General features: G+C 52.1%; 20 protein-coding genes. 12 read left to right on the top strand and 8 right to left on the bottom strand.

Annotation, left to right across the window (positions count from 1 at the left end; all coding sequences use genetic code 11):
- The coding region (locus K4305_RS04020) for a hypothetical protein (protein ID WP_331561075.1) at positions 1-194 on the top strand (194 nt) is incomplete at its 5' end.
- 32 nt (positions 195-226) lie between these two features.
- Here K4305_RS04020 and K4305_RS04015 read toward each other — a convergent pair.
- The 4 genes from K4305_RS04015 to K4305_RS04000 all read right to left on the bottom strand — a co-directional run bounded on the left by K4305_RS04015 (position 227) and on the right by K4305_RS04000 (position 5470).
- Entirely contained in the window at positions 227-3349 is a 3123-nt protein-coding gene (locus tag K4305_RS04015) for an autotransporter outer membrane beta-barrel domain-containing protein (RefSeq protein ID WP_331561074.1), read from the bottom strand.
- 283 nt (positions 3350-3632) lie between these two features.
- Positions 3633-3950: a TonB-dependent receptor gene (locus K4305_RS04010; protein ID WP_331561073.1), complete on the bottom strand. Its 318-nt coding sequence runs from the start codon at positions 3948-3950 to the stop codon at positions 3633-3635.
- 52 nt (positions 3951-4002) lie between these two features.
- A complete protein-coding gene (locus K4305_RS04005) occupies positions 4003-4638 on the bottom strand; it encodes a TonB-dependent receptor plug domain-containing protein (protein WP_331561076.1) in 636 nt (211 codons plus the stop codon).
- A 4-nt stretch (positions 4639-4642) separates the two neighbouring features.
- Positions 4643-5470 (bottom strand): TonB-dependent receptor plug domain-containing protein, encoded by an 828-nt coding sequence (locus K4305_RS04000; protein WP_331561072.1) that lies wholly within the window; start codon positions 5468-5470, stop codon positions 4643-4645.
- Positions 5471-5758: 288 nt separating this feature from the next.
- Between K4305_RS04000 and K4305_RS03995 the strand changes: the two genes are divergently transcribed.
- The 5 genes from K4305_RS03995 (at position 5759) to K4305_RS03975 (ending at position 10987) form a co-directional block, all read left to right on the top strand.
- Positions 5759-6205, top strand: a complete 447-nt coding sequence (locus tag K4305_RS03995) for a hypothetical protein (RefSeq protein WP_331561070.1) — start codon at positions 5759-5761, stop codon at positions 6203-6205.
- 320 nt (positions 6206-6525) lie between these two features.
- The gene (locus K4305_RS03990) at positions 6526-8445 is read left to right on the top strand and encodes a potassium transporter Kup (protein ID WP_331561069.1); all 1920 of its coding nucleotides are present in this window, start codon (positions 6526-6528) and stop codon (positions 8443-8445) included.
- A 188-nt stretch (positions 8446-8633) separates the two neighbouring features.
- Positions 8634-9002, top strand: coding sequence for an ArsR/SmtB family transcription factor (locus K4305_RS03985; RefSeq protein WP_331561068.1), 369 nt, complete (start codon positions 8634-8636; stop codon positions 9000-9002).
- Between the two features lie 64 nt (positions 9003-9066).
- Complete coding sequence (locus K4305_RS03980; protein WP_442880422.1) at positions 9067-10152, top strand: SO_0444 family Cu/Zn efflux transporter; 1086 nt, start codon at positions 9067-9069, stop codon at positions 10150-10152.
- 133 nt (positions 10153-10285) lie between these two features.
- Positions 10286-10987 carry a PHP domain-containing protein gene (locus K4305_RS03975; RefSeq protein ID WP_331561065.1) on the top strand — a complete coding sequence of 234 codons (702 nt, stop codon included), beginning with the start codon at positions 10286-10288 and terminating at the stop codon, positions 10985-10987.
- Between the two features lie 179 nt (positions 10988-11166).
- Here K4305_RS03975 and K4305_RS03970 read toward each other — a convergent pair whose 3' ends face one another.
- The 3 genes from K4305_RS03970 to K4305_RS03960 all read right to left on the bottom strand — a co-directional run bounded on the left by K4305_RS03970 (position 11167) and on the right by K4305_RS03960 (position 17558).
- The gene (locus tag K4305_RS03970; protein ID WP_331561064.1) at positions 11167-14472 is read right to left on the bottom strand and encodes a hypothetical protein; all 3306 of its coding nucleotides are present in this window, start codon (positions 14470-14472) and stop codon (positions 11167-11169) included.
- A 302-nt stretch (positions 14473-14774) separates the two neighbouring features.
- Positions 14775-16973, bottom strand: coding sequence for a catalase/peroxidase HPI (katG, locus tag K4305_RS03965; protein WP_331561063.1), 2199 nt, complete (start codon positions 16971-16973; stop codon positions 14775-14777).
- Between the two features lie 165 nt (positions 16974-17138).
- Positions 17139-17558: a Fur family transcriptional regulator gene (locus K4305_RS03960; RefSeq protein ID WP_331561062.1), complete on the bottom strand. Its 420-nt coding sequence runs from the start codon at positions 17556-17558 to the stop codon at positions 17139-17141.
- Between the two features lie 301 nt (positions 17559-17859).
- Between K4305_RS03960 and K4305_RS03955 the strand changes: the two genes are divergently transcribed.
- From K4305_RS03955 to K4305_RS03930, 6 genes are all read left to right on the top strand, one after another.
- Entirely contained in the window at positions 17860-18087 is a 228-nt protein-coding gene (locus tag K4305_RS03955) for a hypothetical protein (protein ID WP_331561061.1), read from the top strand.
- 3 nt (positions 18088-18090) lie between these two features.
- Positions 18091-19464 carry a hypothetical protein gene (locus tag K4305_RS03950; RefSeq protein ID WP_331561060.1) on the top strand — a complete coding sequence of 458 codons (1374 nt, stop codon included), beginning with the start codon at positions 18091-18093 and terminating at the stop codon, positions 19462-19464.
- 127 nt (positions 19465-19591) lie between these two features.
- Positions 19592-21418, top strand: coding sequence for a B12-binding domain-containing radical SAM protein (locus K4305_RS03945; RefSeq protein ID WP_331561059.1), 1827 nt, complete (start codon positions 19592-19594; stop codon positions 21416-21418).
- A gap of 79 nt (positions 21419-21497) precedes the next feature.
- Entirely contained in the window at positions 21498-22160 is a 663-nt protein-coding gene (locus K4305_RS03940) for an HAD family hydrolase (protein ID WP_331561058.1), read from the top strand.
- 27 nt (positions 22161-22187) lie between these two features.
- Positions 22188-23648, top strand: coding sequence for a glycerol kinase GlpK (gene glpK, locus K4305_RS03935; protein ID WP_331561057.1), 1461 nt, complete (start codon positions 22188-22190; stop codon positions 23646-23648).
- Positions 23649-23668: 20 nt separating this feature from the next.
- The gene (locus K4305_RS03930) at positions 23669-23899 is read left to right on the top strand and encodes a cysteine-rich CWC family protein (RefSeq protein ID WP_331561056.1); all 231 of its coding nucleotides are present in this window, start codon (positions 23669-23671) and stop codon (positions 23897-23899) included.
- A 43-nt stretch (positions 23900-23942) separates the two neighbouring features.
- Here K4305_RS03930 and K4305_RS03925 read toward each other — a convergent pair whose 3' ends face one another.
- Positions 23943-25187, bottom strand: coding sequence for a helix-turn-helix transcriptional regulator (locus K4305_RS03925; RefSeq protein ID WP_331561055.1), 1245 nt, complete (start codon positions 25185-25187; stop codon positions 23943-23945).
- Between the last annotated feature and the right edge of the window lie 365 nt (positions 25188-25552).

The following is a 25552-nucleotide window of genomic DNA, read 5'->3' as shown; positions in this document are numbered from 1 at the left end:
TCGTTAAGCCCTGGAGAGCCGATGGTACTGCTTCACGCGGGAGAGTAGGTCGTCGCCGAGAATTTTTATACACGCAAGAAGCCTGTCTTTCGACAGGCTTTCGTGTTTTATGGCCGTTCCTGATTTTTACCGGCTTTCCCCTGCCGAGCCTTCCTCCTGTCTCCTGCCTTATTGCTGCGGATCAGTTAAGATAATAACCATCGTCCCCAATAGTCCCCTTTCCGGCTCAGAACTTTGCCTTTAACCCTGCCAGGATGGTACAGGTATAGGAATCAAGGCCGCCAAGGCCGTGCATCGATCCAGCCTTTACATAGTAGCCGAGATTGTTCTTCTTCGAAACTTCCCGGCTCAGGCCGATCGCTCCGCCGATGAACCACTCTTCCGCACTGGCAGCTACGGTTTCTCCTCCCATGGCGTAGGTCACTTCGCTGCTGCCGGAGAAGTCCTTCACCAGGCTTACTTCGACGAACGGGTTTATCGCGTCTTTGCTTGCTCCGGCAAGCCCGGTCAGGCTCAGGCGTCCCTGTAGTCCGTCATGGTCGCCGATCGATACATCGCCGACTGCCGTCGACAGGTCGATACCTCCGGTGTGCTGGTAGATCAGCTGTACCTGCGGCTGCAACCTGAAGGACTCACCGGCATCAATGCACCCGCCTGCTTCGACCGAAGCGATCCACGACCAGACGTCGGCCGAATATTTTCCGCCGGAAAGGCTGTCGATCGAAAGGTCGTTGCAGATCGCCTGTCCCACGGCGTCGAGGTACCAGGTGCCGCGTTCGTGCAGGCTCAGGTAGAAGCCTCCGCCGTAAGCGGTCTGCGACAGTTCCCCTGCCTTGTCCGACCAGATGCCGTCGACTTCAGTCTTGCCATACCCGACACCGGCGAAAAGCCCGAGGTCGAAACGCTTTCCATCTTTTTCGCTGGCGATGAGGTCGGTTCCGATCTGGAGCCAGCCGACATAGCCGTCGAACCGGGTGCCCGCTCCACCATCCAGGCCGAGGCGATATCTGCTGCCGGTCGAGCGCACCCACCAGGATTCATGCTCGACGTCGTCGTTGCGGAACCAGCCGTAAGCGCTGCGCTCGTGGAACTTCATGACCGAAGCGTAGCCGAGCTGCTCGATGCACGGCGTCACGCCCTGCAGCAGCGCGGCATAATCGTTGTGGAATTTATCGACATCGACGATACTGAATGTTTTGGCATCACCATCGTCGAACTCAAGCGTGTATACATACTGATATGGACCGTAAAGCCGGTTGCTGACGCTGAAGGCATCAGGCGATGTGTCGCCACTGACAATAATGAGGGTCATCGGATCGTTAAATGGCTCCGGATCTCCGAGTTCATTAACCACGATGCTTGTTGAACCGGTGGCGTTGCCGTTGATGGTTACCTGATCGGCGGTTGAGTTGCTCGTATTGATATCCATCGCAAAGCATCCTCCTTCGCCGACGTAATCATCGTTGATCGTCATCTGGCTGTCGGTGTTATTGTCGAGCTGACTTATCGTGCCGGCATTTTTCACGGTGCCGGATGTTCCTATGTTCTGCAGTATATACGTCTGTGCGTTGTTCGAAACATCGAGCGTGGAGGTGGGATCGATCATAAGCTCCCTGTATGTAAATACATAGTGACTGTCTGAATCAGGAAGTATGACGGCCGAACCGTCTGTCAGGGATATGGTTTCCCAGTTGATGACCGACGGGCCGAGCGTACCGGTCCAGTTCTCGAAGATGAGCTCATCTCCGGTTGTTTCTCCTCCGCTTCCGCCATCAAGCACGGGGACGGTCGAAATGACCGCAGAATTGCGTATGAGCATTGTGTCGTTTCCTCCGTCAAGATACACATTGCCGATCAGACGGCCGGCACCGGACATCGCGACGAAGTCGCTGTAATTACTCCAAGAAAACAAGGCGTATGCCTTCTCTGAAGCCAGTCCTTTTTCTGCAGTAGCCGAAATGGTGCCGGAGATGCCGCTGTCAGGATCATCGTCAGACCCGATAGAAAGGCCCGTTGATGACTTGATACCATATGCGTCAGCAAACACGGCGTTACTGCTGATCGCTTCAACAGAGCCGGAAAGTGTACCTATAGTGATCGTATTGCCCGAAATACCGGCAGCTTCTCCGTCATAACCAGAACCACCTGACGCTTTAATAGAACCGGAGAGTGTGCCTATCGTAATCGTATTGCCCGAAATACCCTCGGACAACCCGTCATAACCCTTGCCGCCGTATGTTTCTATCGATCCGGTGAATGTCGCTACAGAGACAGTGTTTTTACCGAAGATACCGTATGCTTCAGTACCATATCCGCTTCCGGCCATCGCACTTACTGAGCCGGAAAAAACATCGATGTCAATGTCGGTACCTTTGATACCCCAGGTATCTGTAAAATAACCACATCCACCCCTGGCGTTGATTTCGCCGGAGAGAGCAGCGATTTCAATTGTGCCCCCTGATATTCCTTTTGCTGTTGCATCGGCATATGCTTCACTGGCATAGCCTCCGGCAGCGTTGATTTCACCTGAGAGAGTATATATACCGATGTCCGTGTCGGAACTGATCCCAATGGCATTGGCAAAATGTTTCGCATTTCCGCCGGTTATGTCGATGGAGCCTGTCAGATTGCCTATCGAGATGGCATTCTGTGCATACATGCCGACAGCTGTCGCTTCATCAAAAAAAACTGCTGGCCCACATTCAGTTGTTCCCCCGGAGACGTTAATGTTTCCGGGCTGGTTAGTGATGTTGATATTGGTGGAAGCATATATGCCATATGAATTTGCAAAAGCAAAACCACCGCCATATGCAGTTCCCCCGGCTGCGTTGACGGTTCCGGTCAGGTTCGTGATGTTGATATTGTTTCCTCTGATTCCATATGCAGAAGCATATGCATCTTCCTCAGCTTCAGAAGATCCGCCAGTGGCGGACACTGTTCCATCCAGATTATCGATAGTGATATCCTGAATGGAACGGATGCCTGTAACGGAAGTCACAGCATAATCACTGCCGGATGTGTTCGCAGCTCCTCCGAGAGCTGATATTTCACTCCCTGATGACAGCTTTTGTATAATGATGTACGAACTTCCGTTGTATATACCGGATGCCGTAGCATCTGCCGATACTGCAGAAATATCAGAAAAAATGTTCCCGATGTTGATATTACCGGTGACGTCGATGATATCCAGGCCGGAGGGAGGATTATCACGGTCAATTGCAATCGCTACGCCAGATATTGGCTCAGCGGTGATGTTTACAGAAATATTGCCTCCGCCAGCGCCATATGCCTGGTTCGACCAGGACAGGGCTGCGAGGAGCAGCATTCTGACCAATGTCCTTTTCGTCATTCTTTTTACTGCTGTTTTGTGTTGCCTGCCATCAATGGAGAACGTATGGCGGCTCGATGGAAATCATGATGAATCGATGATCAGCTGCCGTCCTCTCGTGTCCCTTTGAGCGGGAAAGTGTATAAAATGACTATCGCGAGTGATGTTATATGGGTAAAATATATAAAAAATAATTGCAGTACTATGCCCTTTTAAGAATATTACCGTTCCTGATTTTACCAGCATCCTCCTTCCTCCTGTCTCCTGCTTTTGGTATTCATTATGCTCAGAACGACAGGTGAGTTCAGCAGTAGAAAAAGACAGGTTCGCTGTCAGATTCGTCGAATATCTTATCGATACCGGCAAAAATGCCCATTTTTTCAGTAATCCCTTTGGAAACGTATGCATTGACAAGGGAATAGCCTGATTCGTCGCCAGCGGTATAGAAGCGGTTGCCGAAATATGAAGCCCTCAGGTTGGCATGGAGGTCATGCCGGATGTTGTTGTAGCCAAGTTTGAGGTATGCCGAGATATCGGGTTTGCCCTCGAGCTTATTGCAGGTATCCTTGTTTTCCGTATCCATCCAGTCGGCGTTGGCGGCGACTGAAAATCCCTGACCCATTGCAATGCTGGTTTCGAATTCAAGTCCGCTGATGACGGCGCTTGAAATATTGTTACATGTAATAATAGTCCTTTTTGTTCTGGCCCGAACCTGTCGACCCGACATAGACGGCATCGATCATATCCTCGAGTTCGTTTCTGAAGTAGGTGAGCGAGCTTTTCAATATGCCGTATTCTCCCTCGATGCCGGCTTCATGGCTTGCTGATTTTTCAGGATCGAGATCGGGATTTGGCTGGTAGATCTCTTTACCGCGCCGTTTCCAGGATTCCACATAGAGCTCGGCGATGCTCGGAGCGCGGAACCTCTGCCCGTATGACCCTTTGAGTCGGAGATTGTCCGAGATGTCGTATATGACGGAAACCCTGGGTGCGAGCTGGTCGCCGTACATGGAGTTGTCGTCGTATCGGACTCCGGCCACGAAGTAGAGGGAGTTCAGCGGCATGAATTCATTCTGAAGATAGACGCTGACGTTGTCGAAATCCATCTTTTTATCTGTGCCCTCTTCTCTGTCTTCGCGCCTGAATTCGGCACCGAGCGTCACGAGATGGTTTTTGAAGAGTTCCCCGCTGATCCGGGCTTCCGCATGGCTCAGTGCGATTTCCCTGACGCCTTCTTCCGCAGTGGTGGATGCCGGATCGAGCACCACTTCGCCGGTCGACTCAGCCCGGTTAACTCGAACCGTTGTCAGATACTTATCGTTGATTTTCCATCGTACTGCAGATAATAGCTGAGACGTTTGTCTTTGGTATCGCGTTTTCTTGAAAGCATCTCGATATAGCGTATGCCCCGTCCATATCCCGCTTGCTGTAATCGAAACCGGCGGATAATTGATGGCCTTCCAATAGATCGATGCTGATGCGGGCGGCATTTGTCTGCATTCTGATATGGTCGCCGTCATCTACGCCGTCGCCTTCGGTTCTGTTCCATTTGTTTGTGCCTCTGTAGTCGCCGGCGATGATGTAGCTTATGTTTTTATGGTAACCGTTTACGGCAGCACCGCCGAGAAACGATGCTCCTTCGCCGTCTTCGTTAACGCCGGTATGCGCTAAAGCTGAAGCCTCGGGTTTTTTTACAGGTTTTTTCATAATGATATTGACGCCGCCGCCGATAGCGTCGCTGCCGTAGAGCGACGAAGACGGTCCGCGAACAATTTCGATCCGTTCCACCATAGATACCGGAATCTGGTTGATATCAACCAGATCGCCAAACCCAACAGGCAGCCTTCTGCCGTCAACGAGAATGAGAGTCTGCTTGTTGCGCGTACCGCGAATACCCGGCGTTTTCATCCTGCCGCTTGAACTCTCTACAATCAGGCCGACAGAGTTTTCAAGAGCCTGGGCGACGGTCGAAGCATTCATTTCGCGGATCTCCTGTGCGGTAACCACTTCAACAGATCCTGGTAGATCATCAAGGTTTTTCTCCGTCATGGTTGCGGTTATCACAACAGGTTCGAGGTTCAATTGCCTGGCGGCGGTTTCCTGCCCTGTCGTTTCCGCCTGCAGCGTAAGCGGATTGTCCATGCCGGCCAAGACACAGGCAGAGATGAGCCATCGGCTGATTTATTTTGCTTTGGGTTTTATGTTGTTTTGTTTCTAATAAGACAGATTATGAATAAAATAGATTGAATGCCAAATTCGCAATCAGTAGAGGCTATTATTCAATCATTTTGTTTATGGAAATGCGGCATGAACCTCGATGGAAATCCGTTCTGACAGCTGATCTTTGCGAATCCTGCCGGAAGCGGTTATTTTTCAGTTTATGCCTGTTTTTCGTTGTACCTTCACGCCAACCTCAAACGGAGACCTTTTATGCCGGAAACAAAAGCCATCAGGCCCTGCGAGCCCGTCTGCACCAGCATCGTGAAATTCATGACCGATCAGGAGATCGAGCCGGGCATGGGTATCAGCATTCCGCCCTATTCCGAGGTGATCGGGTACAGCTACCTGAACATTTTCGTGCGTTTCAACCAGGAAAAAAGCGACGAACCTCCTGTGGATCTTGGCGTGACCTTCGCATTCGATGGAAACGGCAAGCTGGCGGCCCGGCGCTACGTGAACCTCGAGGAGAACGTCACGAGTCCGCAGAGCACCAACTTCATAGAGGTTTCAGGTCGGGGAAGCTGGCATGGCAGCCCGCACAACATCAGTACCTACATCGCCCGCATTCCGGTTATGGGTCCGTACGTGGAGGTATTCGCCTATAATCGGGCGCCGGTGAAGCGGCGGGTGACGGTTTGGGGGTACCTGGTTTCCTGATGAACTCGTCATTCATTTGTTCTGCACTTTGATTGCTTCGTTGGATGGTGCCTGAACTCTTCATCCCGACGGGTCGGGATTACCGATATTCCGCTCCTCCGGAGCTTGGGCTGGCGAAGGCAGGCTTATTGTGCCCGGTCCCCCGCAGGAACCGGATATCGGTAGAGATAGCTGATCATCTTTGCCTTTTCTCCTTTTCGGGGTTGACAGGGCGATTCATGCTATGAATAGGATATTTTTATATAAATTCATTCGTGCATGCCCGATGATGCCACGTTTTTGTTCAAGAGTCGGGTTTTTGTCAACCAGTTAACATCTCAATGGCAGATTCTTCATCTTCCGATAACCCAGATCTACCTCATTTATCCGGCAACGCCGGTTTCAAGAAACTCGCGACGCTTTCCATTGCCGCTCTCGGCGTGGTGTTCGGAGATATCGGCACCAGCCCCCTCTATGCAATACGTGAGTGTTTCCACGGAGATTACAGTATTCCCGTTTCCCACGATAATGTGCGCGGCGTACTCTCGCTGCTTTTCTGGGCGCTTATTCTGATCGTTACCCTGAAGTATCTCACTTTCATCATGAGAGCCGATAACGACGGTGAAGGAGGTATTCTTGCCCTGACGGCGCTGATTATCCGGCAAAGTCGCGAAAATCGCCGAGAGCGCTGGCTTCTTGTTGCAATCGGTTTATTCGGTGCTGCTTTGCTGTATGGAGACGGCATGATAACTCCGGCCATATCGGTGCTCAGTGCCGTCGAAGGATTGCAGATCATCGCTCCTGCGTTCGGGTCGCTGGTTATTCCCGTAACTGTGGTCATTCTTGCGGGACTGTTTTTTATGCAGCATCACGGTACCGCCAAGGTGGGATCGTTCTTCGGGCCAGTCATCATGCTCTGGTTTGCCGTGATCGCCGGGCTTGGCGCCGTTGAAATCTTCCGGTATCCGGAAATACTTATTGCGGTCAATCCCTGGCATGGGTTACGGTTTCTTCTGAGCAACCACATGCAGGGATTTCTTGTGCTCGGGGCAGTATTTCTCTCGGTCACCGGCGCCGAGGCGCTCTATGCCGACATGGGCCATTTCGGCAAGAAACCTATCAGGCTTACCTGGCTTTTGTTCGTGTTGCCTGCATTGCTTCTTAACTATTTCGGGCAAGGGGCTCTTCTGCTTGTTTCTCCGGAAGAGTCGCATCACCCTTTTTATGCGCTTGTCCCATCATGGGGGCTTATTCCTATGGTAGTTCTGTCGACAACGGCTACCATCATCGCATCTCAGGCGCTCATCACCGGCGTTTTTTCTCTTACCCAGCAGGCGATCCAGCTTGGTTATTTTCCGCGCCTGACCATTCGGCACACTTCTGCGCACCATATCGGTCAGATCTATGTTCCTGCAGCGAATTGGAGTCTGATGTTTTCGACCATTGCGCTGGTTGCGGGTTTCGGGTCGTCAAGCAGGCTTGCGGCCGCCTATGGCGTGGCCGTGACGGCAACCATGCTGATTTCGACGGTGCTTTTCTATTATGTGGCTCGAGATAGATGGAAATGGAATCCTCTGGCGGTCAATCTGCTTGTCAGTTTCTTTTTTGTCATCGACCTCGGGTTTTTCGGAGCCAGCGCGAGCAAACTGCTGCACGGGGCCTGGTTTCCGCTCGTCATTGGCCTCGTCATCTTCACCCTGTTCCATACCTGGAGCCAGGGGAAGAGTATCCTTCTGAAACAGCTGAGGGACAGGACCCTTACGGTGGAAGAGTTCATCGAGAGCCTGGCGCTGCAGCAGCCGCAGCGTGTAGCCGGACAGGCGGCCTATATGACGGCGAATCCCGATGCAGTTCCTGTTGCGTTGCTTCACAACATGAGGCATAACAAGATGCTGCATTCGGAAGTGGCATTGCTGCACTTCTCGACGGAACGGGTACCGAGGGTGCCGAACAGCAAAAAGGTAGAGGTTGTGAAGTGCGGAGACGGTATCTACAAGATCGTCGCTCGCTATGGGTTCATGGAGTCGCCGAGCGTCCGTCAGGTTTTTTCTCTGGCACATCACAAAGGGTTTCATTTCCGCATCGAGGCTACAAGCTTTTTTCTGAGCCGCGAAAGAATCGTTCCCGGCCTGAAATCAAAAATGAGCATATGGCGAAAGAAGCTTTATGCCCTCATGGTCCGTAACTCTATCAGTGCTACGGGGTATTATGATCTTCCATCGGGTCAGGTGATTGAGATAGGTATGCAAGTACAGATATGATTGTGCTGCGCCGATAAGGGCTTTTCGGTAAAGCGTTCTGTCGTTGGAAGCCGATATCTGGTTTGTTCCGGCCGCGAAAGCCTGGATATTCGGTGAAGGGGCCTTGTGCCCCTTTTTTTGTTGACAGGATCGTTATTATTTGTTATCATATGAATGATTGCTCATGTATAAACCAAACCGGATTTCGAATGCAGGAACATGAACACGACCGCTGCGAGGAGCAGTGCATACATTCGGAAGTGGTCGAGTCGGTGCGCACTCAGATGCTTGGCACAGTTCCTTCGGAAGAGCTTGCGCAGCTGTTCAAGGTGCTGGGCGACAACACAAGGATCAGGATCCTCGATGCGCTCTACCTTTCGGAGCTCTGCGTGTGCGATATCACGGCGCTGCTCGGTATGAACCAGTCGGCGGTGTCGCATCAGCTCAGGGTACTGCGCGACGCGAGGATCGTGAAATCCCGCAAGCAGGGGAAGAATGTGCTCTACAGCCTTGACGACGAGCATATTTCGGGTCTCGTCCGCATGGGCTCGGAGCATGTACGTGAACTGAAAGGATAGGGCTCTTTTTTTTTATATATATATGAATACGTCATCATATGATTATATGTAAAGGGTAAAGGTAATGATCATGATTATTATAGATGCGTTCATGGCCGTCCTTCTGGCTTCGTGGAATGTGCTGCTGGAATCGGCGCCCTTTGTGCTGTTAGGCTTTTTTGTGGCGGGTCTGCTTAAGGCGTTTCTTCCGGACGATTTCGTGGCCCGTCATCTTGGCGGCGGGAGTACGGCTTCGATTATCAAGGCGGCGGCTATGGGCGTGCCCATTCCCCTCTGCAGTTGCGGCGTGCTGCCCGCTGCGGCGGGACTGAAAAAGCAGGGTGCGGGAAAAGGCGCAATCACCTCGTTTCTTATTTCGACGCCGGAGACCGGCGTGGATTCCGTCGCGGTATCATGGGCGCTGCTCGATCCGCTCATGACTGTCATCCGTCCGGTCGTGGCGTTCTTCACCGCCGTGGCGGCCGGAATTGCGGTCTCTTTTACCGACAGGCATTTCAGGAGCGAGCGCCCGGAAACAGCGACGACTCCGGCGGCGGAACCGCAGAACGCCTGCACGTCGGGCTGCTGCTGCAGCCATAAGGAGCCGGAACCGGAGGGGCTGGCCCCGAAATTCATGAAAGGCATGCGTTTCGCTTTCGGCGATCTGCTGAAGGATATCGGCGGATGGCTTTTTTTCGGGGTTCTGCTTGCCGGGGTGATATCAGTTTTTCTCTCTCCTGAAATAGTCAGCCGTTACCTCTCGAACGAGTATCTCTCCATGCTGCTCATGCTCGCCATATCCGTGCCGCTCTACGTCTGCGCCACGGCTTCGACCCCGATTGCGGCCGCTCTTGCCCTGAAGGGCATTTCACCCGGCGCTGCGCTGGTGTTCCTGCTGGCCGGTCCGGCAACCAACGCAGCGGCCATTACGGTTATCGCTAAGCTTATCGGCAGGCGAGCCACCGTGGTCTATGTTGCGGTGATCGTGGCCATGTCGTTTCTTTCCGGCATCGGCGTCAACGCGCTTTACGGTGCGCTCGGCATCGACATCACCGGCTGGCTTAAGGCATCGGCTCACGAAGAGGGCGGTCTGGTTGCCATGCTGTCGGCAGTGGCGCTCATTGTGCTGGTCGCAAGGGCGATGCTGCCTGCAAAAGCGCATGCCCATTAGCTGCTCAATCAGTCGATAACATCCGCTCCGGTGTTTAATGGGCATAAAATTTGCAGAGCTGTCACCGTTTCTCAACAGTTCGTTGGCTACCTTTCGCGCATAAGTCAAGGCTTTATAACGTAGCTGGAACCCTATGCAATGGCTCTACTGTGATTTTCATATCCATACCACCTGGAGCGATGGCAAGTATTCGCCGGGCGAGGTTGTTTCGCTCTATGGCGAAGCGGGGTTCGACGTCATAGCGATTACCGATCACGTGCTCGATACCGAAAGTATCAGACGATCCGGACGGCCGGTTTCGGAGCTGTCGGTCATGGATAGCGCGGAGTTCGGCGCTTATCAGGAGGAGCTTTGGGAGGCGGCACGAAGCGCCTGGGAGCGGTACAGCATGCTGCTTATTCCCGGCGTAGAGCTGACAAACAATACCTCTCGATACCATATTCTCGCGCTCGATATCAAGTCATATATTTCGCCTGACTTGACAGTCGAGGAGATTATCGCCTGCATCAGGAAGCAGCAGGGCATTTCGGTTGCCTGCCATCCCTACATCAGGAATCACTCCGGGGATGACCCTTCGTTTTATCTCTGGGAGAACCATGAGCGGCTTGCCACCATGTTCGATGCGTGGGAGGTTGCCAACCGGGACGATCTCTTCAATGTTGTGGGGCTGAAAAAATTCAACTATATCGGCAACTCCGATTTTCATGAAGAGCGCCATCTGCTGTCATGGAAGACGCTGCTGCAGTGCGAAAGGAATGTGGAGTCGGTCAAGGCGGCTATCCGCAGGAACGACCGGGTTTCGCTGTTTCTCTACCGGGGCGGGAAGATAAAATAGAAATAACCGGGTGTACTCCCTGTTATTGAATACGTCAGAGTTATGGTACTCGCCCTGCCGATGCATCCGAATCTGAAGGAAGGAGAACTCAAGCAAATGGGCGATGTGATTGTTGAGGCGTAAGCGGAATAGTGCAGTGGTATGTTTTTGCTTTGGCTTAAGCACCATTTGATCGATAATCAGATTGCAGGTTGTTCTGGGGGATTGCCTGATCGCGGACGATTCAGTCCAAGTTTATTCAGCACAGGGTTGGCAAGCTCTTCAGGCCATGCGTTTTTATCAACGAGATACCAAATGCTATTTGCAAGTTTTATCTTGTTTATGGGTAAAAATTTCGGATGTTCCAGAAGTTGATTTGCCAGTTCAATTATTCTTTTCCATAACTCAGAGTCTTCAAAAGGTTGAACTATTGCCAATAGGCCAGGTAACATAAATGCTGCTGGAATCGGTCGAGATGTGTTGATAGCATTTGCCATTATTTCGACTATTTCTTCGAGTCGCTGTCTGTTTGGCTTTTCTCTTTTACCAAGAGCTGCGTTTGTTAGTTCATGTGCAATCTCGGGATTAATGAATTGATTATTAGATTTGTAAAGTGTGTCAAGTGATTCATGTAGCTGAACGCGATCTGACGGGTCTATGTCTTTGCGATTCATAAGTGATTTGCAAACAAATCGAGCCTCTGGGATTTTTGAGAATTTCTTGAGCCAGTTGATTGCAAAAGTGATGGCTTGATCTGAATAGTTGCCGAGATCGTATCGAGAGAGTAACGGCGCAAGAACGTATGATGCTTTAGAATCGAGTGAGAAGTGATTAAGCCATTGTATTGCAAAATCGATTGCTTGAATTAAATGAATGTTAAGGTCCTTACGTTTTAGCAATGGTTTAAATACGAAAGACGCTTGGCTATTTAACAAAAAGTTTTTAATCCAGGATATCGTTAGTTCGATTGTTCGGTTTGAGACATTATAAAGATCCTTGCGATCCAGCAAAGGCTCCAGTACGAATCCGGTCTCGGGAACGAGAGGGAACTGGTCGATCCAGTTGATGGCGAAATCGATAACGCGAGAAGCGTGTTCACCGAGATCGTTGCGAGCCAGCAAAGGCTCCAGTACGAATTGGGTCTCGGGAACGAGAGGGAACTGGTCGATCCAGTTGATGGCGAAATCGATAACGCGAGAAGCGTGTTCACCGAGATCGTTGCGAGCCAGCAATGGTGCTAGTACGAATTGGGTCTCGGGAACGAGAGGGAACTGATCAATCCAGTTGATGGCGAAATCGATAACGCGAGAAGCATGTTCACCGAGATCGTTGCGAGCCAGCAATGGTGCTAGTACGAATTGGGTCTCGGGAACGAGAGGGAACTGATCAATCCAGTTGATGGCGAAATCGATAACGCGAGAAGCATTTTGCTCGTTTATTTCTCTTCGGTTCAAAAGAGGAGCGAGAACATAGCTTGTCGTATCGGAATTCAGATGATGTGGTAGCCAATCGAGTGCAGTATTGATTAGTTCTTGCGCAGTGTCTTCAGGGAGATCCTTCATCCCTCGGTATAGGAGGTGTCGTGCTTCCGGATGCAAACTATGGTTATTCAGCCAAGGGGTTACGAGTTTGCTCCACTCAGTTATGCACACTGTCGCCCAACCTGGAGTGCTTATTATGTTACCTAATGCGTATGCTGATTCACCTGCCTCAGCTGTTGCCAGCATATGGCCCAACTCGGAACAATGCTTACCAAGCCAATGCTCTGTTTTTTCGTGAAGAGTTGCATCAACTTTTGTCTGAGTTTTTTCAGCACTTTGCAGCCGATTGAGTGCCGTTGCGTAACGACCAAGTGTTCTGGCTCGATCAAGTGCTGGCGTTAGGCAATAATCCAGCACAGCTTCACGCAGTTGATCACTGCAATCCCATAGTACTTCGTTGAGCACCTCATCAGCAACGACATCATGAGATGCGGAGAGTTCGATGCCACGCTGTTCTATCCAGCCAAGTCTGAGCAACTGATCCAGCACGTGCGTTGCCATTTGGGAATTATCCCCACCAGCGGCAAGAAAGGCTTTACTTCCTGCTTCTTCCATGTGATCTCTTGCCAAAGGAGCTACTGCAAGCATGGTTGCTGCCGAGACTAACCAGGGTTCCGGTTGTGGTGGGAGAAAGCTGTTGCAGTTATCGCTGACTACAAGTTTGTCTTCGATAAGGCGTTTTTTCAGCCAACCGGACAGGTTGTCATTACGGACTCCATTCAATCCTGCATTTACAAGTGTGCCTTTCAGCGCACGGCGTTGTAATTCTTCTGCAATGAACATCGCAATGATAGGCCGTTCGCCACACAACTCGTGTACTTTATCATGCCCTAACTGTGAAACAGCCACTGGTGCGATGCGTTCAAGGGCAATTTCTGTGATGCGTGCTTTTTGGCGTGCTGAATTTTGAAGCAGAATGTGCTCGGTGAACAACGCGTCCCTTTCGGGGTCGCGATTGCGCAGTGAGGATAGTCGTAAATTGGCGAGTAGTGCCAATGGCATTCCACGTGTTGCAGCCTCATGCAAAATTCGATGACGTACACTGCCCAGATCGAGTTTGGGCATCTGATCTAGATAATCGAAAACCAGAAGTGTTTTGTTGTTACCTGAAAACAAAGCTTCTGAAAGATCATCGACCGTGACTCCCGGATCATCAGGCAATAAGTGGAGAACGCGCCAGCCTTTGTCGTCAGCTAATTGAGCAACCTCAAGGGCCGTGCGTGTTTTTCCGACTCCACCGATTCCTTTGAGTAGTATGCCACCTATACCAGCAAGATGTTCAAGCCGGGTGAGAATGTTTGCCGGGCAAGCGTTGTCGTTTTCCTTTTCTGGTTTAACAAATGGGAAATTTTCTTCAAGCAAGTAGCGGCGGAATTGTGTCAGACTTTCGCAGTACTCTGCGTGGGTTTTAATTTTCGGAAGCTTTAAACCTATCCATCTGTCTGCAATTCGTGGGAACCGATTGAGTCTATTCTGCAAATCCGACCAATCGAGAACGAGAATCTTTTCCAACAATGGAGGCCGAAGTGATTCGGGTAACTCATTGAAAAAGAAGTTGGTGATTTTTTCTTGCAGTTTTTCTCGACTCGCCTGTTTTCCGATGTTTGAGCTTATACAGTAAACATAGCTCTTGACTCGTCGCCACGGTTCAAAGTCACCTGTCCATCCAAGTACAGCCTGTTTTTGGAGTTTATCGGCAACTGAATACCAGCCCTGATAGATGTTATCAAGAAAGTCCCGGCAGGTATCATCATGATCTTTGCATTCGATGATTTGCGGGGCAGGCAGATTGGCCAAAGCTTCAATGCCAGCTTTATCGTCGATAAAAGCATCAATAGCGCCATCTCTACCTTTGGTCGGGGAAACGGATGCGCGAAAACCGAATTCTTCACGCAACGCATCCCCGACCAACTGCTGAAATGCATCAGGACGGTTGGAGTGCTGTTTGGCGCGGGGGCCTTGCAATGCTGACGGATCGAAGCGAAGGGGAAACAACATGGAGCATTAATTTGAGTGGCGTGTTTCCTTAATGCTACAATATCGCAATTTTACGAATTATTCGGGCGTAGTGATGATGTAGGGTGATTGAAATTCAGGCTGGGCGCTTCACCTGATAAATAGGGATCAGCATGACAATCCATTCATTTTTCTGTCTTTCTCGAAATATCGATTCAAATTGATTGTCCTGAAGTCAGACAGAATAACCCAACAGACATCGAAGGATAGTCGGTAGCCATCGATGTCTGTCGGGATTTTTTTTGCAAAGTTCAGATGATATCAAACCGGTCCAGATTCATCACCTTGTTCCATGCGGCTACGAAGTCCTGCACGAACTTTTCCTGTGCGTCATCGCTTCCGTATACTTCCGAGACGGCGCGGAGCCGGGCGTTCGAGCCGAAAATAAGATCGACGCGGGTGGCGCTCCACCTGGGTTCGCCGGTTTTGCGATCACGGCCTTCGAACGTGTCGTGCTCATGCGAAACCGGTTTCCACTCCGTGCCCATGTCGAGCAGATTTACGAAAAAGTCGTTGGTGAGCGTTTCCGGACGTCTGGTGAAGACGCCATGCGGAGACTGCCGGTAATTGACGCCGAGCACACGCAGGCCGCCAATAAGAACCGTCATTTCCGGAGCGGTGAGCGTCAGCAACTGCGAGCGGTCAATCAGCATCTCTTCCGGCGTCACGCTGTATTTTTTCCTGGTGTAGTTGCGGAATCCGTCTGCTCTCGGTTCGAGTACGGCGAACGACTCCTCGTCGGTCTCTGCCTGCGAGGCATCCGTGCGGCCCGGCGTGAATGGAACCTTGACATCGTTGCCGGCGCGTCTGGCGGCCTCTTCGACAGCAGCGCATCCACCGAGCACGATCAGGTCGGCGAGCGAAACACGCTTTCCGCCTGTCTGTTCACTGTTGAACGTTTCCCGTATTCCGTCGAGCATCTCAAGCACTTTTTTCAACTGTTCCGGCTGATTGATTTCCCACTCCTTCTGGGGCGCGAGCCGGATGCGGGATCCGTTGGCTCCGCCGCGTTTGTCGGATCCGCGGAACGTGGAGGCCGAGGCCCAGGCTGTCGAGACCAGCTCGGGAATCGATAGGCCGCAGGCAAGAATCCTCTTCTTGAGTTTCTCGATTTCCTCGTCGCCGATCAGTTCATGATCTGCCGCCGGTACCGGATCCTGCCAGATCAGATCCTCCGCCGGAACCTCCGCTCCGAGGTAGCGAGACTTCGGTCCCATGTCGCGATGGGTCAGTTTGAACCAGGCACGCGCGAATGCGTCGGCAAACTGATCGGGATGCTCGTAGTACCGCCGGGAGATCGGTCCGTAGATCGGATCCATGCGCATCGCAAGGTCCGCGGTGGTCATCATGGTCGGTACCCGCTTGGACGGATCGTGAGCCGCCGGCGCGAGATCCTCTTCTGCTACATCTTTCGGTTTCCACTGCCAGGCGCCTGCCGGGCTTTTGGTCAGTTCCCACTCGTATTTGTAGAGCATGCCGAGATAGCCCATATCCCAATGAATAGGGTCTGGAGTCCATGCGCCTTCCAGTCCGCTGGTCATGGTTTCGTCCCCCTTGCCGCTTCCGTAGCCGCTTTTCCAGCCCAGACCCTGTTCCTCGATGGGGGCGGCTTCCGGCTCGGGGCCTATCAGTTTCGGATCGCCGACGCCGTGGCATTTGCCGAAGGTGTGTCCGCCGGCTACGAGCGCCACGGTTTCCTCGTCGTTCATGGCCATGCGTGCAAAGGTTTCGCGAATGTCCCTGCCTGCGGCGACGGGGTCCGGGTTCCCGTCCGGGCCTTCGGGATTGACGTAGATCAGCCCCATCTGAACGGCGGCGAGGGGGTTTTCAAGATCTCGTTCTCCGCTGTAGCGATTGCTGCCGAGCCACTCGACTTCTTTACCCCAGTAAATATCCTCTTCAGGCTCCCAGATGTCAACGCGTCCTCCGCCGAACCCGAAGGTTTTGAATCCCATCGACTCCAGTGCGCAGTTGCCCGCAAGGATCATGAGATCTGCCCAGGAAAGCTTCTTCCCATACTTCTGCTTGATCGGCCAGAGCAGTCGGCGTGCCTTGTCGAGATTCGCATTGTCGGGCCAGCTGTTGAGCGGTGCGAAGCGCTGATTTCCGGTTCCCCCGCCGCCGCGGCCGTCGCTGGTACGATAGGTACCCGCGCTGTGCCATGCCATACGTATAAAAAGCCCGCCGTAGTGCCCGTAGTCGGCCGGCCACCACTCCTGCGAATCGGTCATGAGCGCATAGAGGTCGTTTTTTACGGCCGCAAGGTCGAGTGTTTCGAATGCTTCGGCATAGTTGAATGATTCATCCATGGGATTGCCGAGGGAAGAGTGCTGATGAAGCATATCGAGATTAAGCTGATTCGGCCACCAGTCACGGTTCGACATGCCTCCGCCGGCTACCGGATTGCTGGCTGTTCTGCCCGTTACGGGGCACTTGCTCTGTTCGCTCATGATAGTGTTCCTCCTTTCGTGTTGTTGCTGCGCAAGCGGTGCGGTTATGATCGTAAATTGATAAGTGTGAGGTATAATGTATGAATTTTTGCGGATCGCCTTGGTTGCTGTTTTAGATAATCGGAATGATTATTGATAATAGAATAAAAAAAATATCCGGTTCAATCAAGAATTATTCCCGTTTCGGCCTCTGCATCCGCTGCAGGTGCCAAAGAAATCGATGCGGTGGCCTTCGACGGTAAAGTCCGCCTCGTTGCTTATGATTGTTTCGATTTCAGGAAAGATTCGCTTTTCGAAATCGATGATGGTTCCGCATTCGCGGCAGATAAGGTGGTAGTGCGGCGTGGTTTTGGCTTCGAAGCGGTCGAAGGTGCTGCCGGAGTCGATTTTTTTTACGAGACCCTTTTCTATCAGCACGGCAAGGTTCCTGTAGACGGTGCCAAGGCTGAGGTTGGGGAATTCCGGTTTCAGCATGTCGTAAAGCCATCCCGCGGTAGGATGCGTGGTCGTTCCCCGCAGAATATCGAGCAGCCTTTCGCGTTGACGGCTGCGGCGGAGGGGTTTCGATGAAGCGGATTTCTGCATGAGAAAAAGATCCGGTATAGTTGCGGGAATGAAAAGTACGATTTCTTTCCGAAAGCTGAAACCGGACAGGTTTATTCGGTAACAATCGTCGGCTTATTCATACCGGGGTCGGAAAACAGAATGAGGATTTACTTGTTTAAAATCATAACTTTACGATTAATCGTCATCCGTTCTTATACAGAGCGTCATCCTGTCGGAACAGTCGTCAGGCCAGGTGGCTTTGATCGATGGCGGCCGGTATGGCGGTTTGGCCGGAGTTAAGCTCAGTTGTAATTTCCAACTCATTCCAGGGAGGTTTTCCATGGCTCGGAAAGTTGTAACCCACTACGCCGTGTTTCATAATATCGGCGGTACGTCTGACATTGCGTTTTATTATCAGGGCGGCGGTTCTGATTCGGTTTCCGGTATTCCTTATACCGAGGCGAACTATATCGTCGATCTTCTGCGCAATGAAAAGCCCATGTCGTATGACCACAGTTCGAAACGTCTGTCTACCTACAGCAGCGAGCCAGTTGGCGAGGGGGAATAACCCATGGCGCGAAAAATCGTAAGCAGCTACGCGGTTTTCGAAAACATCGGGGGATCGCGCGATATCGTTTTTTATTATGAAACCGGTGGTTCTGATGCGGTCTCAGGAATCGCTGCTGCCGAGGCCGATTATATTGTCGGACTCCTGCGCAATGAAAAGCCTCTGTCGTATGATCATGTCCATAAGCGGATTTCCACGTTCGGTCAGGAGCCCGTGGGAGAATCGGACCCCCATCTTCCTGATGTCGATGTGTGGCTGTCGTCGCATCCTGAGGTTGCCGGTTCGATAGTATGGGAAGATGAGGACGGCGTACATGCGTGGTCGTCATGGAGCGCGTCGCGGAAATCCGAGCTTCGGGCGGCATTTGCTCTTGCCTGGAACCGCAATGCTCTTGCTGTTGCTGAGGTTCCCTTGAATCAGGCGGTCATGGGGGACGATGACTATGTTATCACCGTGCTTTCAAAAACGGACGCCTGGGCTTATTTCAAGGCGAGCGCGGCGCAGTCGTTAACCATCGAAATGCAGCGGCAGGTTTCATGGTCGTTATTGGGGTATCCTCCTGACCAACTTGCCCAGTTGTTCGACAGCCGCGAAATGTTTCGGTGGAACGGCTCTCATGCTGGATACCGTATCGATACCATGCACGGTCATCTTGTCCCGGCTTCTCCCTCCTTCAGCTATGCTTTTCTTGGCGGAAACGGGCTTTTGGGTCATACCCGAATCGATACGATAGCGCGTCTTTTAGGGTGGTGCCGCGATAATCTTGTTCATTTTTCGGGAGGCGCTACCGCTGCGAATATGGAAGACCAGTGGCAGTACCGGGGGTATCCGCCGTTGAGCAGGGTAATCAACGGTACAGTCAGGTTATCTGCTCCGTTATACGGTATGATGCATCTGACGGCCGGATGCTGGGGAACGGTCGGGCTGTTCCGGGCATTGCTGCGTGCGGTCAACATACCGGTGAAGCTTGTTGCGAATGCGGGACATGCGCAGCCATGGTTCATGAGCGAAGGTCGTTATCTGAGTCATGGCGACGATCCGTATAATGCCCTGACAAGATCGGTGCCGCCGTATCCTGCGGCAGAGCTGCTTATCGATAAGGCAACGTTCGATGCATGGTTCGGGTCAGGGGTCAGCTCCCGGAAGCGGGAAGACAATATCGGGAGGCGCACTCTCGAATTAGCTCTCGTGCATCTGCCGAACTATCTGCTTCACGCATACTGCGATGACCTTCATAACGGAAAGGCTCATGGTGCCGGTAAGGTCTATGAGATTTTTTCACGTGTCTATACGGCAGGCGAGCTTGAGTCACAGAATCTCTGGGCGAGAATGGATGCGAAAATAGCTGGTTTCGGCGGTTGCTCGCAGGTTCCCTGAGCCGGTTCTCCTGCAGGCTATCTGCAACGTTGCTGCCGTAAACAGCTTATATTAAAGCAAAGAGGGCTGTTTGCCGTTTTTTTATCTCCCAGGGCATGGGTTTACCAATCAACGAGGATCTCAGGGTATGGCTTTTTTCAGAAACATCTGTCTTGTCGAGGCGCCGCAGGCCGTTATTTCTCCTTTTCCGAGGTATATATCCGACTGCATCGGCATATGCTATCTTGCCGCGGCCGTCGAGCAGGATGCCGAAAGCATGGTTATCCCTGAAAACTACTATAACGAGGGGTTGTACGACAGCTTCAGGGCACTGCTGAAACGGCGGAAAATCGATCTTGTCGCGATATCGTCGATGACCGGTTGTTTCAATAATGCATTGAGGCTTGCCGAAATCGCAAAAGAACGCGATGCGTTCGTCGTTATGGGGGGATTTCATCCGACGGCGCTGCCCGAGGAGGTGCTCAGGCACCGCTGCGTGGATGTCGTAGCCTTAGGCGAGGGGGAGGCAACCTTCCGCGATCTGGTTCTGCATGGCCCTTCGAAAGAGGTACCGGGTTTGGCATACAGGGAAAACGGAGGGATTACCTCTACAGGGCCGCGACCGATCATCGGCGACATCGATTCTATTCCTTATCCTCTTCGCAGTCTCCGTCCAGCGCGTTACGGGGAGCAGGGCACGGATTATTCCATCGATACCATCTATACGTCGAGGGGCTGTCCCTGGTCGTGTTCGTTCTGCGCAAATGATACCATGCACAAAAACTGGCGGGGCAGAAGCCCTGAAAACGTGGTCGAAGAGTTTGCCCGATTGCACGATCCTAAAATAAAAAAGCTGATCAAGATCTGGGATGCCAATTTTCTGACCAATATCAGACGGGCCGAGGCTATCTGCGACATGATGATCGAGCGGGGTCTGACCAATTTCAGGATCATGACCGAAACCAGGGCGAAAGATCTGATAAGGGCTGAGCGGATTCTCGGCAAACTGCGCAAAATCGGGTTGAGCAAAGTGGGGCTCGGCATCGAGAGCCCGAATACTGCGACGCTTGAGCTGATGAACAAGAAGAACGTGCTCGACGATGTATCGCGCGCCATTGGGCTTGTCAGGGAGAACGGTATCGGTACGGAGGGCTACTTCATTATCGGTCATTATACGGAGTCGGTCGAGGATACGCTTGTGTACCCGGAGTTTGCGAAAAATCTCGGTCTGCGGCAGGTGCTGTTCATGTCGATGACACCCTATCCGGGCACTAAAATTTTCGACGAGTATAAATCCGAAAACAAAATCACCTCGTTCGACTGGGATCTGTACAACAATTTCTGCCCGGTTGTCTCGACCAGAAGCATGGATACTCCGACTCTTGTCGAGATGATGGTCTATTGCAATGTGGCATTCTGCAATTACAGTTCGGTACTGAAAAGAGACAGTATAGGCTCCATGCTGATAGCCATGCTGAAAGATCTTTTTCAGCTCTGTTTTCTCATGAGGGTTAACAAAACGCTCAGCGAGCAGAACATTATCGATGCCATTTACAGGGCATTTGTGCGGTATGCGCGCCGGAATCCGGAGATAAGCTATCAGTGCAGATCCGGGGTCAAGCCTTTGAAGTCGCCTGTCGTGCTTTCATTGCAGCGTTCGCAGAAGGAGGCTGTCTGTTTTATTATTGAACAGCAGGGCGTTCTCCGCAGGCTTTCGCTATCGCTTCGCAAGGAAGACGCCTTGCGGGCTGGCGCAGTTATCCGGCTCGATGAACTGGTTGCAGCATCAGGTTCCCTTTCAATGGATAGCCTGATGCGTCTGCTCTACAGAAACGAACTGATCAGAAACAACCCGGGCCGAATGGCCGGACAGCTTGTTTCCATAACCGGCGATCCGGTTTTCTGGCGTGTGCTTCGCAGACTCTATGCGCTCTATACCCGGTCATTCAAAAAAACTTCCGAGCTCGCCGCATGAGCCGCAGTTGTTCCTTGCCTCTAAATCCCGTACCTTTTTCCTTTGGGTCTCTCTCATCCATGCAATTGAAAGAAACGGCATGATCGAAGCGATTTTATGGGATAATGACGGCCTGCTTGTCGACAGCGAAGCCCTTTTTTTCGAGCTTACCCGAAAGGCGTTCGAGCGTGCTGGATACCTGCTCGACAGCCGGTACTGGGGGGTAGAGTATCTTGGCAATGCGAGGCACAGCAGCGAAATCGCTCTGAAGGTGGGAATGTCGCCGGAACTTGCAGGACGCGTGATAGAGGAACGGAACGAGGCGTTTCTTCAGTCCCTCGAAAGCCCTGTGCCGCTGTTGGAGGATGTTTCCGAAACCATCGAGGCTCTTGCAGGGCGGGTCAGACTCGCGCTCGTGACCGGCAGCCCGCGCGACAAGGTTGAACGGATGCACCGAGATAACGGCCTGCTCGCCCATTTCGAGGTTATTATTACCGACGACGATATCACCCGGCCGAAACCGCACCCTGAACCCTATCTCAAAGCGCTTGAACGGCTTGGGCTCGAGCCAAGGCAGTGTCTTGCCGTGGAGGACTCCGTGCGCGGGCTTTCGTCGGCGCATGCGGCTGGAATTCCCTGTATCGTCGTGCCGAACCGGCTTACCTGCATCCAGGAATTCGATCAGGCTTTCGCTGTTGAAGAGCGGGTATCAGGCGTGCTGAAACACTTCATCGCACTCTCGGTAACCACCAAAGATCTTTAACAGGATGCATCCTTACAAGGGGCAACGATGCGGAAAGGACTGATTCTCGCAATCGATCAGGGGACGACAGGTACTGCCTGCGCGCTGTATGACCGCGAGGGACGTGTGCATGCAAGGGCATACAGGGAGCTTTTGCAGCACTATCCTGCCGAAGGCTGGGTGGAACATGATCCCGAAGAGATATGGCAGAGCGTCGTTTCATGCATTGGCGACCTGCTTCCCCGTGTCTCTTTGCCTGTTGTCGCTGCCGGTATCACCAACCAGCGGGAAACGACCATTGTATGGGACCGGAATACGGGAAGGCCCTTGCATAACGCCATTGTCTGGCAGTGCCGCCGTACAGCCGACCTGTGCAGGCGGGTTCTTCCGGACGAGGAGCGAATCAAGGAGAAGACCGGCCTGCCGCTCGATGCGTATTTCAGCGCCACGAAGATTCGCTGGATTCTTGAACGCTATGCGGAAACCGATTCCGCCGGGCTGCTTTTCGGTACGGTTGATTCCTGGCTGCTCTGGAAGCTGACGGGAGGCGGAACGCATGCAACCGATATCACCAATGCGTCCCGAACCATGCTGTTCAATATCCGGGATAAGGAGTGGGACGACGAACTGCTTGGCCTTTTTGATGTTCCTCGCTCCATACTTCCCGACGTTAGGCCGTCGATGGGCGATTTCGGTACGATCGTCGCGCTGCGCGAATTGAGAGGCGTTCCGGTCTGTGCCATGGCCGGAGACCAGCAGGCCGCGCTGTTCGGACAATGCTGCTTTGAACCGGGTTCGGTTAAAAACACCTATGGTACCGGATGTTTTCTGGTGATGAATACCGGCGATTCATGCATCCGATCCCGGAACGGCCTTATTACGACGCTTGCAATCGATGGAGGAGGCCATACCTGTTATGCTCTTGAAGGTTCGGTTTTTATAGGCGGAGCGGTTGTACAGTGGTTGCGCGACGAGTTGCTGCTTCTGAAGAATGCCGCCGAGTCCGCGGCAATGGCCCTTGCGGTGGAGTCGAATGCCGGGGTCTATATCGTGCCGGCATTCGCCGGTCTCGGGGCTCCTCACTGGAACATGGATGCGAGAGGGGTCATTACCGGACTGACGAGAGGTGCGAACCGCAACCACATCGTGCGGGCCGCTCTGGAGTCCATCGCTTATCAGACGCACGATGTTTTCAGGGCGATGGAAGCCGATACCGGCTTGCTGCCGAAGCTGCTGATGGCCGATGGCGGAGCTGTCGGCAATGAATTTCTCATGCAGTTTCAGGCGGACCTGCTGGGTATTCCGGTTATGACGCCGCAAAACAGGGAGTCGACTTCGCTTGGCATCGCCTTTCTTTCGGGACTGCAGGCAGGGTTCTGGCAATCGGCAGATGAACTTCGGCATCTGAACGCAACCGAATCGGTGTATTGTCCGGCCATGGATGACAGAGATCGCGTACGGCTGATCGAGGGTTGGCAGAGGGCGATGCGTCAGACCGTAACGGATTGAAAACTATTATTCCCATCCACATGATACCCGATCATATAACCGGCGGAAGCGAAGGAAAGATGGTTGCATGTCCGATATGCGGAGCGGAGTTTCCGTGCTTGCGGTCTGTTGACTGCTGGTGTACCCGGAAGACAGTTCCGGCAGCAGTCGCGGAGTATCTCGCGGCCCGTTACGATACATGCGTCTGCAGCAGCTGTCTTGAACGGCTGCTCGGACAAGCCGAAGCCGAGGGGACGGACGCAACCCGATAATCGCATTTCAATGCCCGGTGGATGGCTGAGGGTTTCCTTATAGCTATGCCTGGAACGAGGCGAAATACTGCTTCATGGACTGGTGTTTTTTCAGTCCGAGTTTGCTGTGCAGTCGGTATCTGTTGGTTTCCATACCCCTGACGGAGAAGCCGGTCTCTCTGGCGATCTCTTTTGTGTTATAGCGGAGCTTGATGAGCAGGCATAGCCGAAGCTCTTTTTTCGAGAGCGAAGGATGTTTCTGCTGCAGCATACTGAGAAATTGTCTGTCTGCTTCTGTCAGTTCCATGCGAAACTGCTGTGCTGCGGCATCCGTTTCTATCAACGCGAGGCATTCATCAAGCAGCCGCGTTTTCTGTTCCGGTTCGATCCTGAGACAGGATATCTGTTCATATATTCGGGGGAGTCTGCATCCATCGTTTTCCGCTGCTGTCGCAAGTTGTTCAAGTTCAGCCTCTTTGGCAAGGATGCTGCTCGTAACGGAAGCTTTCTCCTCTCTGTATGTTGCCGAATTTTTCACATACAGGTCGAGCTTCGCATTCAGCAGATGTTTGTTGTGTTCCAGTTGCTGATCCCCTTGTTGCTGAATCCGGCTGATATGCTGCCGGTGCTCCCCGGCTTTTGCGTGTCTGTCCTTTCTGAATTCTTCCAATGCGATAAAAAAGGGTTTGAATTCACCGCATGACGTCGGAGTTTTTAGGGGAAGATCCAGCAGATCAAGCCAGCATATCCGGGCAAGTGAACCAAGAAACTGTTTTTTGCTGGCATTATAACTGCTTTCGGCCTCTTCGTCCGGAGATTTTTCGTGATCTGTTGCTGATTTGTAATATATGATCCGCTGGATGGCATCCTCGTATGAGTCGCAGATCAGCATCCGTGCATTATCCGGGCATATGCAAGAAAGCCCTTCAACAACAGTCCTGATTTCGGGATGCACATTGTAGAGCACCAGAACGGAAAATATCGTGCCCCAGTTGTAGACAAGATTGGCAAAATCCTTTTTATAGGTATATCGGATATCCCGGATGTGCTTGAAGTTAAAGACAACAAAAACCTTTCTGCCTTTTATCTCCAGATCATCGCAAACCGTCCGGAAAAGATCGATGTCCATGTAGTCCAGGAAGGTATCATTATCGGTGATGGCCTGAATATATACGATATCGGGCCCGATGGCCGCAAACGATGCGTTATAGCCGGCCTCTGCATGATAGGCGTTCCAGTGCGGCAACTTCTCGATCGGCAGGCCGGTGACCGGACAGCTCGACTGACAATATGGGGCGTTTTTTTCCATCGACAGTTTTTCGGAACCGAAAAGTGTTGAGGTATATCTACCGTCAGAGGGAATAGTGTTTTTGTTCGTATAATATATTAATACGCTGAAAAACATTGGTGGCAGTAATGCGTGATTATTGTGATTTGTGTCGGAATCCTTGCGTCTTTTGTGTTTTTGTTGAATAATCGGTTGTCTGCAGGGCAGTGAGATGGCTGGGGCAGTTGGTTGGTCGTTAACAGTCGGAATACATAAAAAGATAAAAAAGGGAAAAAGGATTTGGAAGTGAAGTGGGAAGGTGATACATTAGGATCCCGTTGAAGCAGGAAGTAATTGTGACGGCGGGAAGAGCCCTGTAAAGGGTTATGTTATTTGAAAGTACTGCG

The organism is Chlorobium sp. (genome assembly GCF_036528655.1).
GTDB lineage: Bacteria > Bacteroidota > Chlorobiia > Chlorobiales > Chlorobiaceae > Chlorobium.
This window is presented reverse-complemented; position numbering and strand designations above follow the sequence as displayed.